The organism is Paenibacillus sp. PastM-3, assembly GCF_029893965.1.
Taxonomy (GTDB): Bacteria; Bacillota; Bacilli; order Paenibacillales; family Paenibacillaceae; genus Paenibacillus_AQ.
In genome coordinates this window covers 1-23,280 of the sequence record NZ_JARXXP010000004.1, presented here as the reverse complement: position 1 = coordinate 23,280, position 23,280 = coordinate 1, and the positions used below count along the sequence as shown (strand labels likewise).

Annotated in this window: 21 protein-coding genes, 8 tRNA genes and 1 rRNA gene; 1 reads left to right on the top strand and 29 read right to left on the bottom strand. The window is 53.0% G+C overall.

The window, feature by feature from the left end:
• Positions 1–78 precede the first annotated feature (78 nt).
• The 11 genes from M2108_RS09025 to M2108_RS08975 form a co-directional block, all read right to left on the bottom strand.
• Entirely contained in the window at positions 79–1,488 is a 1,410-nt protein-coding gene (locus tag M2108_RS09025) for a tetratricopeptide repeat protein (protein WP_277468780.1), read from the bottom strand.
• A gap of 242 nt (positions 1,489–1,730) precedes the next feature.
• Positions 1,731–2,681 (bottom strand): ribose-phosphate diphosphokinase, encoded by a 951-nt coding sequence (locus M2108_RS09020; RefSeq protein ID WP_277468779.1) that lies wholly within the window; start codon positions 2,679–2,681, stop codon positions 1,731–1,733.
• 27 nt (positions 2,682–2,708) lie between these two features.
• Positions 2,709–3,542, bottom strand: coding sequence for a histidinol-phosphatase HisJ (gene hisJ, locus M2108_RS09015; protein ID WP_277468778.1), 834 nt, complete (start codon positions 3,540–3,542; stop codon positions 2,709–2,711).
• A gap of 13 nt (positions 3,543–3,555) precedes the next feature.
• Positions 3,556–4,239 carry a bifunctional phosphoribosyl-AMP cyclohydrolase/phosphoribosyl-ATP diphosphatase HisIE gene (hisIE, locus tag M2108_RS09010; protein ID WP_277468777.1) on the bottom strand — a complete coding sequence of 228 codons (684 nt, stop codon included), beginning with the start codon at positions 4,237–4,239 and terminating at the stop codon, positions 3,556–3,558.
• Entirely contained in the window at positions 4,236–4,994 is a 759-nt protein-coding gene (gene hisF / locus M2108_RS09005) for an imidazole glycerol phosphate synthase subunit HisF (RefSeq protein WP_090718618.1), read from the bottom strand. The genes hisIE and hisF overlap by 4 nt, the downstream gene beginning before the upstream one ends.
• Positions 4,995–5,309: 315 nt before the next feature.
• Positions 5,310–6,047: a 1-(5-phosphoribosyl)-5-[(5-phosphoribosylamino)methylideneamino]imidazole-4-carboxamide isomerase gene (gene hisA, locus M2108_RS09000; protein ID WP_277468776.1), complete on the bottom strand. Its 738-nt coding sequence runs from the start codon at positions 6,045–6,047 to the stop codon at positions 5,310–5,312.
• A gap of 41 nt (positions 6,048–6,088) precedes the next feature.
• A complete protein-coding gene (gene hisH, locus M2108_RS08995; RefSeq protein WP_277468775.1) occupies positions 6,089–6,718 on the bottom strand; it encodes an imidazole glycerol phosphate synthase subunit HisH in 630 nt (209 codons plus the stop codon).
• Position 6,719: 1 nt separating this feature from the next.
• Entirely contained in the window at positions 6,720–7,331 is a 612-nt protein-coding gene (hisB, locus tag M2108_RS08990; protein ID WP_090718624.1) for an imidazoleglycerol-phosphate dehydratase HisB, read from the bottom strand.
• Positions 7,321–8,628, bottom strand: coding sequence for a histidinol dehydrogenase (gene hisD / locus M2108_RS08985; protein ID WP_277468774.1), 1,308 nt, complete (start codon positions 8,626–8,628; stop codon positions 7,321–7,323). The genes hisB and hisD overlap by 11 nt, the downstream gene beginning before the upstream one ends.
• A gap of 117 nt (positions 8,629–8,745) precedes the next feature.
• The gene (gene hisG / locus M2108_RS08980) at positions 8,746–9,390 is read right to left on the bottom strand and encodes an ATP phosphoribosyltransferase (RefSeq protein WP_039869025.1); all 645 of its coding nucleotides are present in this window, start codon (positions 9,388–9,390) and stop codon (positions 8,746–8,748) included.
• 63 nt (positions 9,391–9,453) lie between these two features.
• Positions 9,454–10,671, bottom strand: coding sequence for an ATP phosphoribosyltransferase regulatory subunit (locus tag M2108_RS08975; RefSeq protein ID WP_277468773.1), 1,218 nt, complete (start codon positions 10,669–10,671; stop codon positions 9,454–9,456).
• A 322-nt stretch (positions 10,672–10,993) separates the two neighbouring features.
• On the opposite strand from M2108_RS08975, the gene gntK reads away from it, so the two are divergent.
• Positions 10,994–12,523, top strand: a complete 1,530-nt coding sequence (gene gntK / locus M2108_RS08970; protein ID WP_277468995.1) for a gluconokinase — start codon at positions 10,994–10,996, stop codon at positions 12,521–12,523.
• Positions 12,524–12,598: 75 nt separating this feature from the next.
• Here the strand turns inward: gntK and M2108_RS08965 are convergent, their stop codons facing one another.
• The 18 genes from M2108_RS08965 to M2108_RS08880 form a co-directional block, all read right to left on the bottom strand.
• Complete coding sequence (locus tag M2108_RS08965) at positions 12,599–13,750, bottom strand: acyltransferase (RefSeq protein WP_277468772.1); 1,152 nt, start codon at positions 13,748–13,750, stop codon at positions 12,599–12,601.
• Between the two features lie 64 nt (positions 13,751–13,814).
• The gene (locus tag M2108_RS08960) at positions 13,815–15,023 is read right to left on the bottom strand and encodes an acyltransferase (protein WP_277468771.1); all 1,209 of its coding nucleotides are present in this window, start codon (positions 15,021–15,023) and stop codon (positions 13,815–13,817) included.
• Between the two features lie 328 nt (positions 15,024–15,351).
• Positions 15,352–15,861 carry an acyltransferase gene (locus tag M2108_RS08955; RefSeq protein ID WP_277468770.1) on the bottom strand — a complete coding sequence of 170 codons (510 nt, stop codon included), beginning with the start codon at positions 15,859–15,861 and terminating at the stop codon, positions 15,352–15,354.
• An 8-nt stretch (positions 15,862–15,869) separates the two neighbouring features.
• Positions 15,870–16,511 (bottom strand): pyrophosphatase PpaX, encoded by a 642-nt coding sequence (gene ppaX / locus M2108_RS08950; protein WP_277468769.1) that lies wholly within the window; start codon positions 16,509–16,511, stop codon positions 15,870–15,872.
• 8 nt (positions 16,512–16,519) lie between these two features.
• Positions 16,520–17,551: a prolipoprotein diacylglyceryl transferase gene (gene lgt / locus M2108_RS08945; protein ID WP_277468994.1), complete on the bottom strand. Its 1,032-nt coding sequence runs from the start codon at positions 17,549–17,551 to the stop codon at positions 16,520–16,522.
• Positions 17,552–17,566: 15 nt separating this feature from the next.
• Positions 17,567–18,505, bottom strand: coding sequence for an HPr(Ser) kinase/phosphatase (gene hprK / locus M2108_RS08940; RefSeq protein ID WP_090718642.1), 939 nt, complete (start codon positions 18,503–18,505; stop codon positions 17,567–17,569).
• A 218-nt stretch (positions 18,506–18,723) separates the two neighbouring features.
• On the bottom strand, positions 18,724–19,845 hold the full coding sequence (locus M2108_RS08935; RefSeq protein ID WP_068721650.1) for an ABC transporter ATP-binding protein: 1,122 nt from the start codon (positions 19,843–19,845) through the stop codon (positions 18,724–18,726).
• Positions 19,846–19,954: 109 nt separating this feature from the next.
• Positions 19,955–21,058 carry a PucR family transcriptional regulator gene (locus tag M2108_RS08930; protein ID WP_280776979.1) on the bottom strand — a complete coding sequence of 368 codons (1,104 nt, stop codon included), beginning with the start codon at positions 21,056–21,058 and terminating at the stop codon, positions 19,955–19,957.
• Positions 21,059–21,154: 96 nt separating this feature from the next.
• Complete coding sequence (locus M2108_RS08925; protein ID WP_277468993.1) at positions 21,155–22,114, bottom strand: NAD(P)/FAD-dependent oxidoreductase; 960 nt, start codon at positions 22,112–22,114, stop codon at positions 21,155–21,157.
• 144 nt (positions 22,115–22,258) lie between these two features.
• Positions 22,259–22,331, bottom strand: a tRNA-Lys gene (locus M2108_RS08920).
• 7 nt (positions 22,332–22,338) lie between these two features.
• Positions 22,339–22,424 (bottom strand) — tRNA-Tyr (locus M2108_RS08915).
• A gap of 6 nt (positions 22,425–22,430) precedes the next feature.
• Positions 22,431–22,506 (bottom strand) — tRNA-Phe (locus tag M2108_RS08910).
• 22 nt (positions 22,507–22,528) lie between these two features.
• Positions 22,529–22,606 (bottom strand) — tRNA-Asp (locus M2108_RS08905).
• Between the two features lie 16 nt (positions 22,607–22,622).
• Positions 22,623–22,698: transfer RNA gene (locus M2108_RS08900), tRNA-Thr, on the bottom strand.
• Positions 22,699–22,727: 29 nt separating this feature from the next.
• A tRNA-Val gene (locus tag M2108_RS08895) sits at positions 22,728–22,803 on the bottom strand.
• Between the two features lie 7 nt (positions 22,804–22,810).
• Positions 22,811–22,887 (bottom strand) — tRNA-Met (locus M2108_RS08890).
• A 26-nt stretch (positions 22,888–22,913) separates the two neighbouring features.
• Positions 22,914–23,005 (bottom strand) — tRNA-Ser (locus tag M2108_RS08885).
• A gap of 79 nt (positions 23,006–23,084) precedes the next feature.
• Positions 23,085–23,280: ribosomal RNA gene (locus M2108_RS08880) — 23S ribosomal RNA — on the bottom strand; the annotation flags it as partial.

The window sequence follows — 23,280 nt, the reverse complement described above, 5'->3', positions numbered from 1 at the left end:
CACTGTTTCGGGTAAACAATATAAGGATGCAGAATCCCGCTGCATTTATACCTGCTTGCTTATATTACCTTGCCGGGGTTATACCTTCTCTGTTGAAGAAGGCAAATCCCCCTGCACCATTTCCTGCTCTTCTGCCGAAACGGGGTTTTCCTTCAGGCTGCTTCCAATCAGCCGCTGCAGGCTGATCAATGCCGCTTCCTGCAGCTTCTCCTCCTGGAGCGGTTCCTGCTCCAGTAATTCTCCCAGCATCTCGGACATCTCCTCGTCCTCAATCCAGCGGAGCGCCTCGGTAACCTGCATTCTGGTCCCGGAATCGCCGTAGCGCAGTGCCCAGAAGAAGGAGGCCCGCAGCAGCGGATTGCTGCGTACTTCAGCTGTAAAGCTGCTGGCGTTGTTCTTCCACTGCTTCAGCTGCTCCTGAAAAGGCAGCTGATAATTATAGCTGACCGGCGACATTTGCCGGCCCTCTGCCAGCGCCTGCTGCAGCTGGGCTAGGAAGAAAGCCGGTACGGGCGAAGCCGGATCAAGCTTGGCGGCCTGCCGCCAGCAGCGCAAGGCGTCGCTGTGCAACCCGCTGTTGCTCGCAGCAGCAGCGCAATAATGGAACAGGCTCGCGTCTGCGCCAACCTCTTCATCCTTCAGCAGGCGGAGGAAGTGACTGTAGGCAGTCTTGTGCCGGCCCAGGATGCCCATCGTGGTGGCCATTTTGAACACATGCTCCTTATGGAAGGGCACGGTGGTCTCAAGCCTTGCAAGCAGCGTATCCAGCTGGTCACGGTCCCCGGCATACTGCAGGAAGATAGCCATATTGCACAGGGCATGCAGATTTCCCGGATCCTGCTCCAGCACCTCGCCCAGACATTCCTTCGCTCTTGCAAAACGGCCCATATAGAAATAGGCCAGTGCCAGATTATTATGGGCTGCCAGAAAATCAGGAGTTGCTTTAATGATCTCCTCCAGCAGATCTACCGCCTGGGGAAACTTGCCTTCCTCCAGCAGGGCACGGGCACGGTCGTGCTCGACAACCCCTTCACGGCTGCGGATCTTGACCAGCGGAGCCGGACGGTCCAGCTCATACTGCAGCAGCTCCATCAGCTCCTCGGACTCCGCCAGATACTCACCGTCGGCATCCTGCTCAAGATACGTCATCAGCGAGCGCTCTGCCTCCTCGAAGCTCTCCATATTGGCATAATTGTTAGCCATGTAGAAGTGGCATTCTGTCATCGCCGGGTCGATCTTTTCCAGTACATGGATCAGAATATCATTGGATGCTTTATAATTACCCATCTCCGATAAGATGCCTGCCATGTTACAGTGATTTACCGGATTCTCCGGCTCATATTCAACAGCTTTGCGAAAATTCTTTAATGCCTTATCATATTGAAAGCGGTCCAGCGACCGAACGGCTCTTTCAAAGAAAAAATTGGCATCCAGAGTCACCGGAATGACATTGCTTAACTCCGTCTCATCTGAAGTTCTCTCAATCATGGAAGCAAGGCACCTCCCTTTGTAAGCTTCCTTATCCTCACGCAAAAATAGGAGAGTTGTGCCATAAGGGCACTCCGGGCTCCTATCCTAAAGCAGTCTATCGTTTCCATCTCTGGGCTTAGCTGCTTCACACAGTATAACACAAGTGAGCGGGGGATTCTCAAGCTAAGGGAAGGTGGCACCTCAGGAAAATAGATGAAGCGGCTTCCGCACCGCCGCTGGCACAGCGAAAAACGCGGGAATCAAATTCCCGCGTCTCTGAACAACTTATCAATAGATCCGCCTTCGATGATAATCCGTGTGGCTTCTGCCAGCATCGGCGCAACGGACAGCACCTTGTAGCGGGTAGAGTGGTCGTCAGGCAGCGCGATCGAGTCGGTGACAACAATTTCATCAATATTGTCATGATCCAGGCGTGTCAGCGCATCACCGGAGAACAGCCCGTGTGTCGCACAGACAATACTGTTGCCGGCTCCCCGCTCCTTCAGGCCCTCAACCACATTCACAATTGTCGTGCCGGTATCGATCAGATCCTCGATGATGATTGGCGTTCTTCCTTCAACATCTCCTATCACATGTGTGATGACGGATTCATTATGTGCCGGACGTTTCTTGATCATAATCGCAAACGGAGAATCCAGCCGGCTGGCCAGCTTCTCGGCCATGGAGGCACGTCCTGCATCCGGCGAAACTACCACAGGGTTCGAGATATTCTTAACCTTCAGGTAACCGCTGATCAGATCAAGCGCAGTCAGATGATCCACCGGAATGTTGAAGAAGCCCTGAATGGCGGCCGCGTGCAGATCAATGGTAATGACCCGGGTCGCCCCTGCGGTGGTCAGCACATCAGCAACCATTTTGGCCGAGATCGGCTCGCGGGGTGCAGATTTCCGCTCCTGCCGGGCATAGCCGTAGTAAGGAACGATAATGTTCACTGTCCTTGCCGAGGCACGTTTGGCGGCATCAATCATCACAAGCAGCTCTACGAACAGCTCATTAATAGGATGAGCGAGGGATTGCACCAAAAATACGTCGCAATTCCGGATGCTCTCCTCATAATGCACATAAATCTCACCGCTCTTGAAACGGGTCAGCTTAATCGGGCTGAGGGGTGCACCAAGACGCTCCGCAATGTCTGCGGCCAGCTTCGGATTCGACGAACCGGAAAAAATACGCAATTGATGATGCTGCATAATACCCTCCTGGGATCATAATTAAGATCATAATTTAAGCTCAAACGGTACCGATGAACGGCGACGGCCTTCAAACACCGCCAGCTCGCGGAAGCCGGTATTCCATAGCAGACTGCGGGCTTCCTGCAGCCCGTCACCCAGCTTGGCCGGGTCGTGGGCGTCAGAGCCGAGTGTAAGCGGAATGCCCAGCGTATGGGCCTGTTGCAATACATGCTCCGCCGGGAACATTTCGGCACAGGGCTTGGTCAGGCCGGAAGCATTCAGCTCCATGGCAATCCCGCTTGAGGCAATCGCCTTCAGCGCGCTAAGCTCCAGTTCCCTGGCTTCAGCCTTCTCCTCCGGAGTCTGCGGGCCGTAGCCGAACCGTTTGATCACATCCATATGTCCTATAATATCATATAATCCCGATAACGCCGACTTCCGTACAGCATTATAATAACGGCGGTATACCTCCATTACATCCTTGCCTTCCCAGCCGCCGGTCTGCCGGTGATCCGTAATATCCCACTCCCCGAGAAAATGCACAGAGCCGATCAGATAATCCCACGGATAAGGTGACAAAAGCTCGCGGATCTGCTCCTCATAGCCTTCAATATAATCCGCCTCCAGCCCCACACGCAGATCAATGATACCGCGGTAGCGCTCCTTCAGCGTCAGGCATTCCTCGACGTACCGCGGAAGCTCGGCCAGCGGCATGGCCATTTCAGGGTAGTAGCTGTCCGGATCCACATGAATCAGCGGCAGATGATCGGACAGGCCCAGCTGCTGCAGGCCCAGCTCAATCCCGCGCTGCACATACTCCTCCAGCTTCCCTACCGCATGACCGCAGCGCTCATGATGGGTATGATAGTCGATATGCATCCTCTACCCCCTCCTAGTCGCGGCGCGGACGTTCATGGCGGGCGCTCAGCTCTTCCAAAATCTCATCCAGCGGCAGCTTGCGCTCCTGCAGCAGCACCAGCAGGTGATAGATCAGATCGCTCACTTCAAGGCGGAGCTCGGCATTGTCTTTATTTTTGGCGGCGATAATCGTCTCGGAAGCTTCCTCGCCCACCTTTTTAAGAATCTTGTCTACGCCCTTATCGAACAGATAGGTTGTATAAGCACCTTCTGGACGCTCGATTTCCCGCTCGGCAATTACACGCTCCAGCTCGCCCAGTACGGCAAAACGCCCTTCATCTGCACTTGCGGTCCGCTGAGGCTCCGCTGCTGCCTGACCGGTAAGCGGGATTTCGCGGTAAAAGCATGTATTTTCACCTGTATGGCAGGCTGGCCCCTCAGGAACCACTTTCACCAGCAGCGTATCACTGTCACAGTCGTAATGAATGGAGGTAATCGCCTGGGTGTTACCCGAGGTTCCGCCCTTGTGCCACAGCTCACTGCGGGAACGGCTCCAGAACCAGGTCTGGCCGCTCTCAAGCGAGAGCCGCAGCGACTCCGGATTCATGTAGGCGAACATCAGCACCTCCAGCGTACGTGCATCCTGAACAACAGCAGGCAGCAGCCCGGATTCGTTCCAGCGGATATTTTCGATAATGGCTTCTTGTTCTTGGCTCATCGGATTTCTACCCCTTTAGACTTCAAGTCTGCCTTCAGATCATGAATTGCAATTTCTTTATAGTGAAAAATAGTAGCGGCAAGCCCTGCATCGGCCTTACCTTCGGTAAATACATCGTAGAAGTCACCGATCTTCCCGGCGCCGCCGGAAGCGATGACAGGAATGCCTACCAGGCTGCTCACCGCTGCTGTCAGCTTCAGGTCGAATCCGTCCTTGGTTCCGTCAGCATCCATGCTGGTGAGCAAAATCTCGCCGGCGCCCATCCGTTCAGCCTCTTTCGCCCAGGACAGCGCCCGGATACCGGTTGGCTTGCGACCGCCGTGCGTGTACACTTCCCATTCGCCCCAAGCCTCATTATATTTGGCATCCATTGCCACTACAATACACTGGGAGCCAAAGCGGCGCGCCCCTTCAAGAATAAGCTGGGGATTGTTCACTGCAGCCGTGTTGATGCCGATCTTATCGGCACCCGCGCGCAGAATCCGCTTCATATCGTCCGGAGTCGAGATGCCGCCGCCGACCGTAAAAGGAATCGCGATCTCCCCGGCGGTCTGGCGGACAACCTCCACCATGGTCGCCCGACCTTCCACCGAGGCGGAAATGTCCAGGAACACCAGCTCGTCAGCACCTTCACGGTCATAAATCGCCGCCAGCTCCACCGGATCCCCGGCATCGCGAAGATTAACAAAATTCACACCCTTGACTACCCGCCCGTCCTTTACGTCCAGGCAGGGAATGATACGTTTGGCTAACATGCGGCATCCCTCCAAAGATAAAACCTTACCGTGTAAAATTTTCAGAAAAAAACTTAAAATCAAATACTCAACCTAAAGGCATTTTCGATCCCCCTAAATCCCCCTTAGCCAAGGGGGACCCCAAGGGCCCCGGCCCTCTGGACACCCGGATAGTTGTCTTAGGAGAGACCGAGGCGCACCCGGCAACAAGGAGCAGGCAGCGCTAACCCCTGCGGGGCCGCTTGAACATTAGGCGCTCCTGCAAAAGTGCAAAGCTGCGAAAACGCAAAACTGCCAAACTGCAAAACTGCAAATCCCTTTAAATTCTACTTGCTTCTATTTCTGCCCAAGCGCCGAAAGCGCTTCGGTCAAATTGATATTGCCGGTGTACAGCGCCTTGCCGACGATGGCTCCGCCGATTCCGCTTCCGCTATGTACGTTAAGCCGCAGCAGGTCATCCAGGACGGTAACGCCGCCGGAGGCGATAACGGTCCGTCCGCTGGCAGCAGCCATGGAGAGGATACCTTCAATGTTCGGGCCCTGCATCATTCCGTCGCGCGAAATGTCGGTATAGATGAATGTCTCTGCACCTTTGGACGCGAGCTCTTTTGCCAGATCTTCTGCACGCACTTCAGATGTGTTCAGCCACCCGTGGGTTGCCACGTATCCGTTCCGCGCATCAATACCGATCGCCACTTTATCACCGTATTTGGCCAGTACCGCTTCCGTAAATGCATGGTCGTTGATGGCTGCCGTTCCGATAATCACCCGGCTGACGCCGAGTCCGAGCAGCTTTTCTACATCAGCCAGCGAGCGCAGTCCGCCGCCAACCTGTACAGGAACATTCGCATTTTTGGCGATGGCGCCGATGATCGCATCGTTTACCGGATGTCCGGCCTTGGCACCGTCCAGATCGACGAGATGGATGAATTTCCCGCCTTGCTCTTCCCACGATTTTGCCACCTCTACCGGACTGTCATTGTAAATCGTCTCCTGGGCATAATCCCCCTGCTGCAGTCTTACACACTTTCCATCCCGGATATCAATTGCCGGATACACGATAAAAGAAGACATCTGGCGTTCCCTGCTTTCCCTATAATAGATTGATAGCGTGCTTACGCCCGCCCCTGCACGTTCTTAATCTGCAAAAAATTGCCCAGCAGCTTCATGCCCAGCTCCCCGCTCTTCTCCGGGTGAAACTGCATGCCGTACACGTTATCCCGCCCGACTACTGCCGTTACCGGATGCCCGTAGTCTGTAACGGCGATCAAGTCACTCTCCTGCTCCACCTGGGCATGATAGGAGTGGACAAAATATACATGCCCTTCTTCGAGCCCCTCAAGCAGCGGACTCTGCGGCTGGCGGAAGCTCAGACGGTTCCAGCCCATATGCGGCACCTTGAAGCCTTCACGTGCAGCGAAGCGGACGACTGCCCCCGGAAGCATATCCAGTCCGGTATGCTCTCCGTACTCCTCGCTGCTGCTGAACAGCAGTTGCATACCCAGGCAGATGCCGAGTACAGGCTGGCCGCCGGCGGCAGCCTGCTTCACGATCCCGTCGAGACCGCTTGCGCGCAGCTGCTCCATCGCATCGCCAAACGCACCGACTCCCGGCAGGATAACACTGTCCGCTGCAAAAATCTCCTCAGCCTTGCCTGTCACCAGACTTTCGTAGCCCAGCCGCTCCACGGCTTTGCTGACACTGTGCAGGTTGCCCATGCCGTAATCGACGATTGCAACGGTCATGCTACAGCACTCCCTTCGTAGAAGGCACACCCTTTACTCGCGGATCGATCAGTGTCGCTTCATCCAGCGCCCGGCCCAGCGCTTTGAATACCGCCTCAATCATGTGGTGGGTATTGGAGCCGTAGTGCACAATAACGTGCAGCGTAATCCGTGCCTCCAGCGCGAACTTCCAGAGGAACTCATGCACCAGCTCTGTAGAGAAGCTGCCTACCTGCTGTGACGGATACTCGGCACGGTACTCAAAATGCGGGCGGTTACTGATATCGATCACAACCTGTGCCAGTGCTTCATCCATCGGAACAAACACGCTGGCATAACGTTTGATCCCTTTTTTATCGCCCAGCGCTTCACGCAGCGCCTGTCCCAGACAAATGCCGATATCCTCGACAGTGTGATGGTCATCAATATCAATATCCCCGCGGGCCTGCACTGACAGGTCGAACTGGCCGTGCTTGGCGAACAGATCCAGCATATGATTCAGAAAAGGCACATCCGTTTCCAGCTCGGCAACGCCGCTGCCATCAACGCCAAGCGACAGCTTAATGTCCGTTTCATTTGTTGTGCGGCTAAGGCCGGCCTTGCGTTCCGCCAGCTCATTATTGTTATTCTCCATCTTCTGCTCCACCCTTCGCTTCGTTCTCCAGTCTGATTTGAATCGCCCTTGCATGGCCCTCCAGACCTTCACGTCTGGCCAGCTCCATAATTGTCTCCCCGTCACGCAGGAGCGCTTCCTTGCTATAGTAGATCAGGCTTGATTTTTTAATAAAATCGTCCACATCAACCGGCGAAGCAAACCGCGCCGTACCGTTGGTCGGTATAATGTGATTCGGTCCGGCAAAATAATCGCCCACCGGCTCCGAGCTGTACGGGCCGAGGAAAATCGCTCCGGCATTCTCGATGCTGCCCAGCAGACCCATTGGATCAGCCGCCACAACCTCCAGGTGCTCCGGCGCCAGCCGGTTGACTACCTCAATGCCTTCCTGCAGCGAGTCCACGACGATAATCGCGCCGTGGTTCTCGACGGAGGCGCGCGCCACTGCCTCGCGCGGCAGCTCCTGCAGCTGCCGCTCCACCTCGGCAGCCACGCTGTCCGCCAGGCTCTGCGATGGCGTCACCAGAATGGCCGAGGCCATTGTGTCATGCTCGGCCTGGGAGAGCAGGTCGGCCGCGACGTAGGCCGGCTCGGCGGTATCGTCGGCGAGCACGACGATTTCACTCGGTCCGGCGATGCTGTCGATATCGACAGCGCCGTAGACCTCGCGTTTGGCGAGGGCAACATAGATGTTGCCCGGCCCGCAGATCTTATCGACCGGCACGATCGACTCCGTGCCGAAGGCCAGGGCGGCGATGGCCTGGGCGCCGCCTACCCGGTAAATCTCGTTTACGCCCGCTTCAGCGGCGGCAACGAGAATGTAAGGGTCAATCCCCGCCTTGCCGCCAGTCGCCGGCGGGGTGACCATAACGATCTCCGGCACACCGGCAATCTGTGCCGGAATGACATTCATCAGCACGGACGACGGATAAGCCGCCGTGCCTCCGGGAACATAGACGCCCACCCGCTTCAGCGGGCGGATGATCTGGCCGAGGATCGTGCCGTCCGGCTGCAGATCCATCCAGGAGCTGCGCTTCTGGCGGGCGTGGAACGCCCGGATATTAACCGCAGCGGCGCGGATCGCGGTAACGAATGAATCCTCCACCTGACTGTACGCAGCCTGCAGCTCCTCAGGTGTCACCCGCAGCTCCGCTGCAGTCAGCACCGTGCGGTCAAACTGCTCCGTATACCGGAGCAGCGCGGCATCGCCTTCTTTTTTTATAGTAGCTACGATTTGCTTTACGGTCTCATTCTGCTCCGGCGTTCCGTACTCCACATCCCGCTGCAGCTTAAAATCCTTGCTCGACTTCACCTTCACCGCCGCTTCCCCCTTTTGCACATGTAAAGCTTTGTTCCTGTATCCCGACGCCTTCTATCGATCATTCGCCTGCCCGTACGGCTTCGTGAGACATGCCGTTGCTTGGGCTTCCCGTTATTATTTCAGCTGTAGCCCCGGCTCGCCGATAACGGCCTGCAGACGGTCGCACAGCTGCTGGATCTCATTATTTTTCATCCGGTAGCTTACCCGGTTAGCCACAAGGCGGCTCGTAATTTCGAAGATGCTCTTCATCTCCACCAGCCCGTTATCCTTCAGTGTCTGGCCCGTCTCCACCATATCGACGATGCGGTCTGCCAGACCGATCAGCGGTGCAAGCTCGATGGAGCCGTTCAGCTTCACAACCTCTACCTGCTGGCCCTGCTCCCGGAAATAACGTGAAGCGACATTCGGATATTTGGTCGCTACCCGCTGCTGAATGCCCGGCTGCCAGTTAGGCAGGCCGATAATGGACATCCGGCAGCGTGCAATGCCCAGATCAAGCAGCTCATACACATCACGTTCCTCTTCCAGCAGCACGTCTTTTCCAACGATTCCGATGTCCGCTACGCCATATTCCACATAGGTAGGCACATCTACGGGCTTGGCCAGAATGAATTCCATACCCGCCTCAGGCAATGATATGACCAGCTTGCGTGACTCCTCCCCGTCCGGGGGAATCGGCAGGCCCGCCTGGCGGAACATCTCTGCCGCTTTATTGTAAATCCGGCCTTTCGGCATGGCTACCTTCAGTATCTGCCCCATGTCACTTGCCTCCGTTTCTTATCACTCTTTACTACTCTATTAGTTCATCCGTTCCTCTTCTGCTCAGCCATGCTCGCTTACAAAAGACACGAAGGTATAGATTTCACCGTACTGCCCGCCATCCGCCAGAACCCGCTCCGGGTCAAGCCGTTTTACGGTCTTCAGATCCTCCGGGCCTGCGGCAAGTCTGGTCACCACCATATGCCCCTCAGACCGCAGCCTTGCAGCTTCTGCCAGCCCTTCGGTCCGCCGCTGCGCGTCATACTGGATCAGCACAGGCAGCTCCTCTTCCTCCGGCATACCGGTCACCCCGTCCAGAATCCGGTTCGTCTTCAGGGAGAAGCCTGTTGACGGAACCGCCCGGCCAAACTGCTGCAGCAGGTTGTCGTAACGCCCACCGCTGCATACCGGGAAGCCGAGCTCAGAGGCATAGCCCTCAAACGTCATACCGGTATAATAAGAGAAATCACCGACCATAGTCAGATCGATCAGCACATGCTCCGAAACCCCATAGGATACGAGCACTTCCCATACCTTGCACAAATGCTCGATGGAGGCCCGGGCCAGCGGGTGACTGCTGAGCTCCAGCGCCTGCCCGCAGATTTCCTTGCCGCCGCGCAGGCGCAGCAGCCCGTACAGCTCATTCTTCTGGGCATCCGTCAGGTCTAGCCGCCGCAGCGTATCCCTGAAGGCTACATAGTCGCGGCCGAGCAAATGGCTCTTGAGCTCCTCCTGCGCTTCCGGCAGGTTCGGTACTGCTTCCTGGAACAAGCCGTCAAGGAAGCCCACATGGCCCATGGCAATCTTGAAGGACTTCACGCCGGCTGCCTGCAGCGAGGCGATCGCCAGTGCAACAACCTCGGCATCCGCCTCAGGGGAATCATCACCGACCAGCTCCACGCCGGTCTGGAAGAATTCCGCCTCCCGTCCAGCCTCCTCTTCAATAGCCCGGAAGACATTGGCGTGGTAAGACAGGCGCAGTGGCAGAGGCTCATCCTTGAGCAGGGAGGATACCACCCGGGCCACCGGAGCTGTCATTTCTGAGCGGAGCACCAGCGCCTGCCCCCGGTTGTTTAGCAGTTTATAAAGTTTCTGGTCTGATGTAGAGCTGGCCACACCAACCGTATCGTAATATTCCAGTGTAGGGGTTATCATCTGCTGATATCCCCAGCGGCTCATGCAGTGCAGCACATCATGTTCAATCTTACGCAGCTTCTTGACTGCGCGCGGCAGATAATCGCGCACACCCGCCGGTTTTTCGAATCCCTTCGGCTTGGACATCTTCATGGGTCACCTCGTCAGAGTTCATAAATAGATATGTAATTCGCTTTACTATGGTAAAGTGGTAGTAAAGTAAAGTGGTGGGAACATCGTATCATGGACTGTCTTCCTACGTCAATAATACCTTACCTTTACACCGGATGACACCTCTCCTCCAGCCCCTCTTTCGTTACTTACCCAGCTTAATGATTCCTCTCTTTGCCACTATGCTCCGCGGATACTATAATGAACTAATAAAATTCTACTGCAATTTTTTGCATTCAGCGTTCCAAGTATCTATTCTCAAGCAGAAAGAAGGACTGTGAACTTGAATCCATCGTATATGATCGGCGTTGATATTGGAACTACAAGCACCAAGTCCGTCCTCTTCAGAGAGGATGGAAGCATCGTCACTCAGGCGAGTGAGGGGTACCCGCTGCATCAGCCGTCTCCGTCCGTCGCCGAGCAGGACCCGGATCAGATCCTGAACGCTGTCCTTCATACGATAGCAGCAGTGATGCAGCAAAGCGCAATCCGTCCGGACGAACTGCTGTTTCTCTCCTTCAGCTCCGCAATGCACAGCGTAATCGCTGTTGATTCTGCCGGCAAGCCCCTTACCGCCTGTATCACCTGGGCCGATAACCGGAGCAGCGCTGCTACCGCCCGTCTCAAAAATGAGCTGAACGGACATGAGCTGTACCTGCGCACAGGCACACCGGTTCACCCCATGTCACCTATTACCAAGCTGATGTGGCTGGGTGAGGAGCAGCCGGAGCTGTTCCGGCAAACTTATAAATTCATATCCATTAAGGAATATGTCTTCGCCAAGCTGTTCGGTAAATATGTTGTCGATCATTCCATTGCTTCCTGCACAGGTATGTTCAATCTGGAGAAGCTCGACTGGGACCCGGAGGCACTGCGTATTGCCGGAATAACCGCTGACCGGCTGTCCGAGCCTGTGCCGACTACCCGGGTAATCCAGGGGCTGCTTCCGGGCTTTGCAGAGCAGCTTGGACTGCTTGATTCAACACCATTTGTTATTGGAGCCAGCGACGGGGTACTGTCCAATCTTGGTGTAGGCGCGATTGAACCTGGCGTAGTAGCTGCTACCATCGGTACGAGCGGCGCCATACGTACCGTAGTCGACCGCCCGCTGACTGATCCGAAGGGCCGGATTTTCTGCTATGCGCTGACCGAGAATCACTGGGTGATCGGCGGTCCGGTGAACAATGGCGGCATGCTGTTCCGCTGGGTGCGCGATGAGTTCGCCGCCTCGGAAGTGGAAACCGCGAAGCGCCTCGGTATTGATCCTTACGAGGTACTCACGCGTATAGCCGAGCAGGTGCCTCCCGGCAGCAACGGGCTGCTGTTCCATCCCTATCTCACCGGTGAACGCGCCCCGTTATGGAACCCGGATGCACGCGGCTCCTTCTTCGGGCTGAGCATGACCCACCGCAAGGAGCATATGATCCGCTCCGTGCTGGAGGGTGTCATTTTTAACATGTACACCGTACTCCTGGCCATGGAGGAGCGTATTGGCCGCCCAAGCCGGATTCTCGCTACCGGCGGATTTGCCCGCTCCTCCCTCTGGCGGCAGATGATGGCCGATATTTTTGATCAGGAGGTCATCATACCGGAGAGTATTGAGAGCTCTTGCCTTGGAGCAGTCGTGCTGGGGCTGTATGCCACCGGGCGGACCGCATCGCTCGATATTGTATTTGACATGATCGGCTCCACTTACCGGCATGAACCGGTAGAAGCGCATGCCAAGGTTTACAAGCAGCTGCTGCCTATCTTTATCTCCGTCTTCCGCAGCCTGGAGAGCCAGTATGAAGCCATAGCCCACTTCCAGCGTGAACAGGCCGGAGAGTAGGCGGCTGCCCCTCCATAATGAACAAGCGCCGGCATAGTCTGCATCATACAGACCATGCCGGCGCTTTATTTTTGCTTAGACGGCTGCTTTGGATTTCGGTTTCTGCGGCGCGGAGCCGAACAGAACCCAGGCCGGTTTTACATACCGGAAGGCAACCGCCACGACCAGCCATGAGAGCAGGAGCGCCGCCAGGAAGCCCCCGGCGATAGCCGCCGTATAGGCCAGTGAACCGCCGTGAAACGGAATTTTCCGGTAAAAAAACAGAACCGCCGGGTGCACAAGATAGATGCCGAACGAGCACGCGCCCACCGAGATCAGCATTCGCGTCAGCAGACTGCGGCCCGCTCCATACAGCAGGAAAGACAGCTGCAGCAGCACCAGACAGGACAGCAGCGCATGAAGGTTAGAAAAGCCCTCATACCAGAGGCTGTTAATCACTGTTTTCTTGGTGTAGTTGTTGAACCACAGCTGCACATGGATAACACCTGCCGCTGCCCATAATAGCCACAGTGCGATCCAGGCCCCGCCTCTGCCGGATTTCCAGCCCTCACGGGATGGAATCAGCCATTTTTTCAGAGAGCTGTAGTATACGGCAACCCCCGCTCCCAGCAGGAAATAGGAGAAATAGGTGATTGAAAGACTGCCCTTGGACAGCTGCCAGTATCCGTTGTTCGTCATATATTTATTCAGCAGCACAAAGCCCCATTGCAGGGCAAGCCCGATGACCGGTGCCCAGGCAGCAAGCTTGCGGGCCTTTTGCAGGCACCACAGCATAAGCGGAAACAGCACGTAGAACTGGATAATAATAATGATGTAATACAGATGGGTGTAGGCTGTCCCCGTCCAGAGGTATTTCCACAGCTTGGCTGCCATATCCTCCAGCGGCATATTCCAGGTATCTCCGGCCGTCATTTTTAATATGAAATACAGCACTGAAAAAACGAAATAAGGCACAATAATATAGATCAGCCGCCGGCTATAAAACTTCCCCAGTGTCTTCCCGCTGAGCGGACGGTCGATATAGTTATAAAACAGTACAAATCCGCTTAAAAATACAAAAGACGGTACCGCAAACTGGCTGAATTTATTGATGAACAAAAACGGATGAAACATGCCTGTGTCCAGTGTCTCCGATAATGTCCGTGAAGTGGCATGAATCGCCAGTACCGCAAAGATTGCAATTGCCCGGAAAATATCCAGCTGCGGAATTCTTTCCTTTTGTCCCATTTACCTTCCTCCTGTTAAGCTCCGCATCCCAGATGCTCATACCCCAGCTTATAATTAGTCCTTTTTATAGCCCATGATTCCCTTTCATCTCAGAGCGCACCTGTTCACTTCCCGTCTGTCTCACCTTAGCTTCAGGGGACAGCGAACGCGGCACATTGCCGAACACAATCCATGCGAGCGGAATTCTGCGGAAAGCAAACTGCACGATAATCCAGCTGCCAGCCAGCGCAACCAGAAGTCCGCCATAGATAAACCCTACATAGAGCAATGAATCAGGCGAAATGCCGTAGCGGAACCGTCTGTATACGGCGAGCAGCAGCGGATGAATCAGATAGATTGCGAATGACAGCTCCCCCAGCCTTGTCAAAAAAGCAACCAGCCTGCGCGAAGCCTTCCTGTAGAGCAAAAAAGTTACGTACAGCAGCACCAGCGCCGACAACAGCGTGTGAACATTCCATAGCAGCTCGTACCACAGCGAATCTGTCCAGTTGCCGAAGTGGCGGGCTTCATACCATAACTGGACATGGATAAAAGCTGCCGCCAGCCAAGCGGTGAACAGCAGCACTGTCAGCCTTTTATGCAGAGCCGTAAGTCCGCTCCATGGCTTTACCAGCCACTGCTTCACCTTTTCAAAGTTAACTGCAATATACGCACCCAGCATATAATAAGCCAGATAAGAGATAGCCAGACTGCCCTTCTCCACTATATGAAGCTGATATTTGTTCCAGAAAATAAATCCCCACTGCAGCGTCAGCCCAAGCGGAAAAGCCCACTTTACCCAAAATTCCGAGCTCTGCAGCAGCTTCAATAGTAAGGGAAACAGCAGATAGAACTGGATACTGATAAAGACAAAATACAAATGCGCATATGCTGATCCTGAAAAAAGCGCCCCCAGAAAGCTGGACAGGTTCTCCGCCGGCTGCTGCATCAGTACCCCGTTCACATACAGAGTCAGCACATAATATCCAATGGAAGCAAGCAGATAGGGCAGCAAAATGTACTTCAGCCTGCGCCGGTAAAAGCTGCCGATCAGACTTTTCGTAACTGGACGCCCGTAATAATTGTAGAACAGCACAAAGCTGCTGAGAAAAATAAACGACGGAGTCCCGAACTTGAAAAAGATATTGATCCAGTTAAGCCAATAATAAAAGGGAGAATTCAGCGCCTGCTCCCCGGCGGCAAAAGATGAAGAATGCACATGCAGAACGCCCGTAATCGCCAAGGCGCGGTAAATATCCAGCTGCGGCAGTCTTTCCTGTCTGGCTTCATTCATGATAATTATCCTCTTCTCTGCTTATAATGGCTGATCATATAGATGCCAAGCGAGCGGAACATGATGACTGAACCCATCAGGAGGCCTTCCTATGCTGTTTATTCATTCTGATGTATTTTCTGCAGCGCCCTTGTGTCAGCTACGCCTTTTTTATCATAAGTACAAGTATACCGCTTCTTTCTCTGCCGGGGCACTTAAAGCTTTCTGAATTTTTTAAGAACAGTTACGATAATATCCGCTGAAGGCCCATGTACATTAAAATAACCCTGCAGCTTCTGCGCCGGTACACGCATTCTGAAACTGCAGGGCTATTCCGGTATCCTGTCTGTTATTCTTCTTCCTGCAGCGCTCCTGCGGAAGCCGGACGCAGCTCCCGGAGCGGATTACCGCCGACAAACGAGCCGGGTGCCACGTCCTTGTGTACTACCGAGCCTGCGGCAACAACGGCCCCGTCCCCAATCGTAACGCCCGGCAGAATGGTCGTGTTCGCTCCGATCAGTACATTTTCACCGATAATGACCTCACCCAGACGATACTCCTTGATGAGATACTCATGCGCCAGAATCGTCGTATTGTAGCCAATGATTGAATTTTCACCGACCGTTATCTTCTCCGGAAAAAACACATCGACCATCGCCATAAGGCCGAACGCCGTATGCCTGCCCACCTTCATACCGAGTATGCTGCGGTAAATCCAGTTTTTGACCGGCAGAATCGGACAGTACCTGGCAATCTGGATAAAAATGAAATTGCGCACACCCTTCCAGGGGCTGACCGTACGATAAATATACCAGAGCGAGTTATGCCCCTCGACCGGATAACGGGTAACTTTTCTCACGGTTTATTTCACCCTTGCTCTACAATAGTCAGTAAATCGGTCATGTCATGAATGATATAATCCGGATGATATTTACGCAGCGTCTCTTCCCCTTTAAGCGACCATGAGACCCCGGCTACACGCACGCCGGCTGCCTGGGCTGATTGGATATCGACAACACTATCCCCGACCATAAGCGTATGCTTGGGATCTGCATTCAGGTTGCGGAGTGCCGTCAGCACCGGCTCCGGGTGTGGCTTGGCGTGCTCTACATCATTCACGGTAACAATGGTCTCCATGTACTTAAGAAGATCGAACATCTCCAGCGCTCTAAGGGTAGTCGGCCGAATCTTAGTTGTGACAATACCCAGCTTGATCCCGCGCCGCAACAGCTCGTCCATCGTCTCATTTACACGCGGAAAGGCTGCAATCAGCTCATCATGGTGAGCGTTGTTGTAAGCACGGTAGGACAGTTCAAGTGCACTTGTGTCCACCAGCCCGGAGAAGGTGCTTATCTGCTGCTGCAGCGTTGTCCCCATATGAGGAATAATCTGCTCCCGGCTTAGCGGGGGCAGATTATTCTCCTTGAGCGCATGCATAAATGAGTTGATGATCAGCTCGTTAGTATTAACAATCGTTCCATCCAGATCGAACAACACATATTCTATCATTTCAATAATTACTCCTTACGTGGCTCATTCTCCGCTTGGTCTGCTTCAGACTGTGCATCCTGCGGGGCTTTCTGCGGAGTAACCGCGGCATGCTCCGGCACAACCGGTTCACTGGCTGCAGCCTTCGTGCTGACAATAGGGTCAGAGTAATAAGCATTCGCCTGGCCAGTCACTCTGCGTACGACAATAATGATAATCGCCGCGATGATAATCAGCAGGGCAAGCAGCTGTGAGATCCGGATGTTCCCGTATGCCGGATCGAAATAGCCCTGTTCAAAGCCCAGCCATTTCATCGGGCTCCAGAGCCCGTCAATCAGTGAAGCTACACCGCTGCTTCCGTTGAAGCCCAGACTGTCAGTGCGCAGCGCTTCAATGAAGAAACGTCCAATGGAGTACCAGATGAAGTAGGACAGGAAGATCTCACCGGCCCGTACAAATTTCTGGCGGCGCAGTACCATCAGCAGTGCAATCCCCAGCAGACTCCACAGTGATTCATACAAAAACGTCGGATGGTGAAATGCATCACCTATGTACATTTGATTAACAATGAAGTCCGGCAGATGCAGCTTATCACGCAGGAAAGATTCTTCGATCGGACCGCCATAGGCTTCCTGATTAACAAAGTTGCCCCAGCGGCCAATCATTTGTCCGGCAAGCAGACTCGGCGCGCATATATCTACAATTCGCCAGAACGGGTACCCTTTGTAGCGGAAATAGATAATGCCGCAGATAATAGCTCCGATTAAGGCGCCATATATGGCAATGCCGCCGTTCCAGATTTTAAAGACATCAATCAGGTTGTCCTTGTAATCGTCCCACATGAAGGCGACGAAGTAGATCCGTGCACCGATAATGGCCGAAGGCACGCCCAGCAGCAACAAATCCATGAAAAACTCCTGCGGAATATTAAACCGTTTACCCTCACGGATGGCCAAAAACAGGCCTACAAGCGCTCCGGTCCCCAGAATCAGGCCGTACCAGTGTACTGGAAGCGAACCGATGGAGAAAACAATGGGATTAATCGCCAATGAGAAAAACATGTTCACACACTCCTCCTAGTCCAGATCATCCATGTCTTCAGAGATGGTGGCTGTAAGTTTATTGGTAAACTGAAGAGCTGCGTTAAAGCCCATTTGCTTCAGACGGTAGTTCATGGCCGCAACCTCAATAATAACGGCAAGATTTCGTCCCGGACGCACCGGAATGGTTACAAGCGTAACATCCGTATCTATAATCCGTGTGGTCTCCTCGTCCAGTCCCAGCCGGTCATATTGTTTGTCCTGCTGCCATGCTTCAAGACGTACGACAAGCGTTATCCGTTTATGATTACGGATGGCACCTGCACCAAACAAAGTCATTACATTAATAATCCCGACTCCGCGGATTTCCAGCAGATGGCGGATCAGCTCAGGCGCGGTACCATGCAGCTGATTATCCGAGGTTTGGCGGATTTCCACTGCATCATCGGCAATCAGGCGGTGTCCTCGTTTAACCAGCTCAAGTGCCGTTTCACTTTTACCGATACCGCTGCTGCCCGTAATCAGCATCCCCACACCATTAACATCGACTAGAACGCCATGAATGGTTGCAGTAGGAGCCAGTCTGCCTTCCAGAAAGCTGGTCAGCCGGCTGGAAAAAATCGTTGTCGCCATCGAGCTGCGCAGAACCGGAAGTCCCTTCTCATTACTGGTGTCAATCAGCTCCTGCGGTACATCCAGTGCTCTTGTAATTACAATACATGGCGTATTGTCAGTGCAGATTCCCTCGATGCGGCTCTTACGCTCTTCCTCGGGAAGCATGGAGAAGAACGCCAGCTCTGTTTTGCCGAGCAGCTGCACGCGCTCTTCAGGGTAATATTCGAAATAACCGGCCATTTCCAGCCCCGGACGGTTGAGGTCATCCACTGTTATCGGTCTTTTGAGACCTTCATGCCCGGAAACCACTTCTAATTGAAAATGCTGTACCAATTCAGATACTTTTACCTTCTTAGCCATGTATGTTCTTCCTTTCGTCGCCTGCGGCAAGTCCGCTGTCCCGCGTCTGGATAGCTATTCTTATAAACCCAACCGTAGGTAATTCTCCTGCTATCTTAATGTATAACGTCTATGAATGCAATCTTAATGCCTGTCTCCAAGCTTAATCCGGAGGGGGCCTACATATCAAAAAAGCCGCCCTTTCAGGCGGCCTCTCAAGCAGGGAAGATACTGCTATCTTAGCCCAGCAATACGTTCAGTTCGGATTCTTTATCGAAGATATGAACTTTGTTCATATCGATTGCCAATTTTGGCTTACTGCCTTCACGGGTAGTGGAACGTCCGTCTACACGGGCAATTACAGTTCCTGTGCCCACGCCGCTCAAGTAGAGGAGCATTTCGTGACCAAGGTTTTCTGTAACGTCTACCAGGGAAGAGAAGATTGTGTTAGGGGAAGCTTCCAGGAATACTGGCTCTTCATGGATATCTTCCGGACGAAGACCAAGAATTACTTCTTTACCGATGTAGCCCTTGCTGCGCAGGATTGTTGCTTTGCCGCCTGGAACTTCAACATCAAGGTTTTCAGCGCGGAAGCGAACAGCACCGTTAACATCGCTCAGGGTACCATTGATAAAGTTCATTGTAGGGGATCCGATGAATCCGGCTACGAACAGGTTAGTAGGCTCATTGTACAGCTCTTCAGGAGAAGCAGCCTGCTGAATGATACCGTCGTACATAACTACGATACGGTCACCCATCGTCATGGCTTCTGTCTGGTCATGCGTTACGTAGATACAAGTGGTTTCAAGACGTTTAACCAGCTTGGTGATTTCGGCACGCATCTGACCACGGAGCTTAGCATCCAAGTTGGAGAGCGGCTCATCCATCAGGAAGACTTGCGGATCGCGGACGATCGCACGGCCCAGAGCGACACGTTGACGTTGACCACCGGACAGAGCCTTAGGTTTACGTTCCAGCAAGTGCTCGATATCGAGGATCTTCGCAGCTTCGCGTACTTTCTTGTCGATTTCTTCTTTCTTCACTTTACGCAGTTTCAGACCGAATGCCATGTTCTGATATACGCTCATGTGCGGATACAATGCGTAGGATTGGAATACCATCGCGATGTCGCGGTCTTTAGGAGCAACGTCATTAACTACACGGTCGCCAATGTACATTTTTCCTTCAGAGATTTCTTCCAGACCTGCGATCATACGCAGTGTTGTGGATTTACCGCAACCGGAAGGACCAACCAGTACGAGAAATTCCTTATCTTTAATATCAAGATTGATATCCATTACTGTTGCTTTATCGGAACCCGGGTATTTTTTGAAAATGTGCTCTAAACGTACGCCTGCCATTATATTTCCCCCTCGAGTTAATTAATTAGGATAAAAATAAATCGCTTTCTTGTACATTTATCTTACCCCAGACGTGCAGAACTGGCTATTTGTAACGTTCACAAAAAACCTATTTTCTTTTCGTCACTTTATACAATAACATGGCTAGCTTCACAATTGCCGCATCCCCGAAGCTCCGCACATCTGCTCCCGTTTCCTGCTTGATCTTATCCAGCCTGTACAGCAGTGTGTTGCGGTGGATGTACAGCTTCTTGGCTGTCTCACTTACATTGCAGTCCATTTCAAAGAACGTCTCCAGTGTAAGCAGCATCTCCTTGTCTGCCAGCACGGAAGAGTAATCGCCGATCTGTCCAAGCAGCTGCCGCCGCCGGCTGTCGGGAATACTGTTAATCAGGCGCTCCATATGCAGCTCCCACGGCAGATGGATATAATCACCGACCTGAAAGATCCGGCCAAGCACTATAGTCTCCCGCAGAAGAGCAACTGAGCCTGTCAGGCCTTTTACCGGGATAATTGCCGGGGCCACAGCCAGATGAAATACCCCCACCCACTCACTGGCAATCAGCTCATGCAGTCCCATGCTGGTCTGTGCCAGAAGCTCATCTTCACTTTCTTCCTCGTCTTCCTTATCATCTCCGCCGGTGAGCAGTTCCTTACGGGTTAAAATTAGCCATTCCTTCTCCTGCAGGGGGATAAGCAGTATTTCATTCTCGAAATAATTGCGCAGCAGCTTCATTAAAGTACGGTAGGTCATCTGCGGGTTATGCACATTTTCACTGACCAGCAGAAAAGGAATCATATCTCCGAATAAACGGCCCTTAAGTGTCATATCATCAGGTATTTCTGCATCAATCTTTTCCTGCTCCAGCTGGGAGTTAAGCCAGACGCTGAGCTGACGCGCCTCCACCTCGCCTTCTTCCTTTATACCGGTAGCCTTGAGGGCGACAGCATAATTACGAGCCGCATAATTGACCAATTGCAGCTCAAGCGGGGACAGGCCTTCCATCTCGACCCAAAGTGCGGTGAACCGGCCCTCATTCTCATATAAAGGAACCCATAGATGTCCTTCATGCGTAACCGGCTCGTCCTGCTGTTCTGTACCTGCACCAAAAAGGGAAGCCGAATGCTGCCTCCCGAGCTGTTTGATTCCGGTTCTTTTTCCCGTGAGCTGCTCCAACCTTTGACGCAAAGCCTCACTATCCATAGTCACCATGCTCCACCACTTTTGCTCTTTTCGACTATTTTATCATATTTTGCAATAAGATGCGGTAAGGCCCTTCTGAAGGATGTTGAGATAACATGAATTCTTCTAATCAGTGCCTTCAGTACTGTAAACTGCATATTTGGACACTGGAAGCCTGGGAGGATTAAGCTTTTTAAGGACTTTATTCATCCAGATCCCGGCAATCGCTCCTTCACCCATAGCAACCGTAGCCTGTTCGGCATGAACAGCAAGATCACCGGCTACCCAAAGATGCTCAACATTTGTCATTAAAGAGCGCTTATTGGCTTCCGCATGTTTATTCTTATGGAGTGTTACCCCCAACTGGGCAGCAAGCTCCGAATGAACGGGATTTTTGCCAAAAGCTATAAAACCCCGCTCTGCCGGAACCGTTACCCCATCCTCCAGAATAACCTGCCTAATGTATCCGTCATTTTCATGAACTATCTCTGCAGCACCCTTTTCAATGTATCTGATTCCCTCATCAAGGAGACGGTCTATATTTTCTTGAGAAACAGGTTCACGTTCATGATTGATATAAGTAAGATCCCCGGTACGCTCACGTAAAACAAAAGCCATATTTGCACCGGCATCACCAGAGCCCAGCAGGACTGTCTGCCGGTTCTCAATTTCGTAGCCGTCGCAGTCAGGACAGACGTATAGAGTTCTGCCCATGGTTGCTTTTATTCCCGGCAGTTCCGGGAAACGGTCCATTACCCCCGTTGCAAGCAGCAAGGTTGTCCCTTCATACTGTTGTCCATGCTGTCCTGTTAACAGGAAGTGATCATCCCTCTTTTGCGCCGTGACGATTCTGTCCGTTTTAAACTCGACACCTGCTGTCTGGGCTTGCTGTCTGCCTTTATGGCGCAGCTCCTCGCCCGATATACCATCCGGCCATCCAAGTATATTATGATAGCTTCGGCACAGCGTTGATCTTCCCACGCCCGCATCAATGACCAGTACACGGTGCACAGAGTAGCGTCCTAATTGTATAGCAGCCTGAAGGCCGGCAAATCCGCCTCCAACAATAATCGCATCATATCTCACAGGAATACCCTCATTTCTGTTCGTTATTATAAACTTATAATTAAACGAAGCAGAAATTTTTAAACTGGATATTGAAATAAAATGAAAATGATCCTGAAAACACAAAAAAGCCACCATCCGGAGATGATGACTTTCTGTTTGGAATGAGCCATGAAGGACTCGAACCTTCGACACCCTGATTAAAAGTCAGGTGCTCTACCAACTGAGCTAATGGCTCATAAAACTGGTGGAGGCTGATGGATTCGAACCACCGAACACGTACGTGAGCAGATTTACAGTCTGATGCGTTTGGCCACTTCGCTAAGCCTCCACGTTATGGTGGCGCGGGAGGGAATCGAACCCCCGACACAAGGATTTTCAGTCCTTTGCTCTACCGACTGAGCTACCGAGCCATATAACAAGCCAAAAATAAAATGGCGGAACCGACGGGATTCGAACCCGCGATCTCCTGCGTGACAGGCAGGCATGTTAGGCCAACTACACCACGGTTCCGCATTTGTAAAAAGAATGGTGCCGGCGAGAGGACTTGAACCCCCAACCTACTGATTACAAGTCAGTTGCTCTACCAGTTGAGCTACACCGGCACGGTGTAAAAGTGTACTATAGATAAAAATGGTGGAGGCTGAGGGGATCGAACCCCCGACCCTCTGCTTGTAAGGCAGATGCTCTCCCAGCTGAGCTAAGCCTCCGAAAATATGGTAGCGGCAGAGGGGATCGAACCCCCGACCTCACGGGTATGAACCGTACGCTCTAGCCAGCTGAGCTACGCCGCCACATTAATTGATTATGGATTTAGGAATGGCGGAGAGAGAGGGATTCGAACCCTCGCACCGCTTACGCAGTCTAACCCCTTAGCAGAGGGTCCCCTTATAGCCACTTGGGTATCTCTCCAAACGATCTGGTGCCATATAAATCCACACAGGAACTTGATTCCTGAAAACTGAATCCGAAACGAATCTGCGATTTAATATTGGATAAGCCCTCGACCGATTAGTATTGGTCAGCTCCATGCATTGCTGCACTTCCACCTCCAACCTATCTACCTCGTCGTCTTCAAGGGGTCTTACATACTGGGAAATCTCATCTTGAGGGGGGCTTCACGCTTAGATGCTTTCAGCGCTTATCCCGTCCGTACGTAGCTACCCAGCCATGCTCCTGGCGGAACA

Coding starts and splice junctions, on each gene's coding strand:
- ppaX (WP_277468769.1), bottom strand. CDS start 16,511: ATGATAGAATATGTGTTGTTCGATCTGGATGGAACGATTGTTAATACT.
- hisJ (WP_277468778.1), bottom strand. CDS start 3,542: ATGCATATCGACTATCATACCCATCATGAGCGCTGCGGTCATGCGGTA.
- gntK (WP_277468995.1), top strand. CDS start 10,994: ATGATCGGCGTTGATATTGGAACTACAAGCACCAAGTCCGTCCTCTTC.
- hprK (WP_090718642.1), bottom strand. CDS start 18,505: ATGGCTAAGAAGGTAAAAGTATCTGAATTGGTACAGCATTTTCAATTA.
- hisA (WP_277468776.1), bottom strand. CDS start 6,047: ATGTCTTCTTTTATCGTGTATCCGGCAATTGATATCCGGGATGGAAAG.
- M2108_RS09025 (WP_277468780.1), bottom strand. CDS start 1,488: ATGATTGAGAGAACTTCAGATGAGACGGAGTTAAGCAATGTCATTCCG.
- hisIE (WP_277468777.1), bottom strand. CDS start 4,239: ATGAGCCAAGAACAAGAAGCCATTATCGAAAATATCCGCTGGAACGAA.
- M2108_RS08960 (WP_277468771.1), bottom strand. CDS start 15,023: ATGAATGAAGCCAGACAGGAAAGACTGCCGCAGCTGGATATTTACCGC.
- M2108_RS08965 (WP_277468772.1), bottom strand. CDS start 13,750: ATGGGACAAAAGGAAAGAATTCCGCAGCTGGATATTTTCCGGGCAATT.
- hisF (WP_090718618.1), bottom strand. CDS start 4,994: ATGTTAGCCAAACGTATCATTCCCTGCCTGGACGTAAAGGACGGGCGG.
- hisH (WP_277468775.1), bottom strand. CDS start 6,718: ATGACCGTTGCAATCGTCGATTACGGCATGGGCAACCTGCACAGTGTC.
- M2108_RS08975 (WP_277468773.1), bottom strand. CDS start 10,671: ATGTCCAAGCCGAAGGGATTCGAAAAACCGGCGGGTGTGCGCGATTAT.
- M2108_RS09020 (WP_277468779.1), bottom strand. CDS start 2,681: ATGCAGCATCATCAATTGCGTATTTTTTCCGGTTCGTCGAATCCGAAG.
- hisG (WP_039869025.1), bottom strand. CDS start 9,390: ATGGGGCAGATACTGAAGGTAGCCATGCCGAAAGGCCGGATTTACAAT.
- lgt (WP_277468994.1), bottom strand. CDS start 17,551: ATGTTTTTCTCATTGGCGATTAATCCCATTGTTTTCTCCATCGGTTCG.
- M2108_RS08935 (WP_068721650.1), bottom strand. CDS start 19,845: ATGGCAGGCGTACGTTTAGAGCACATTTTCAAAAAATACCCGGGTTCC.
- M2108_RS08930 (WP_280776979.1), bottom strand. CDS start 21,058: ATGGTGACTATGGATAGTGAGGCTTTGCGTCAAAGGTTGGAGCAGCTC.
- hisB (WP_090718624.1), bottom strand. CDS start 7,331: ATGGAGAATAACAATAATGAGCTGGCGGAACGCAAGGCCGGCCTTAGC.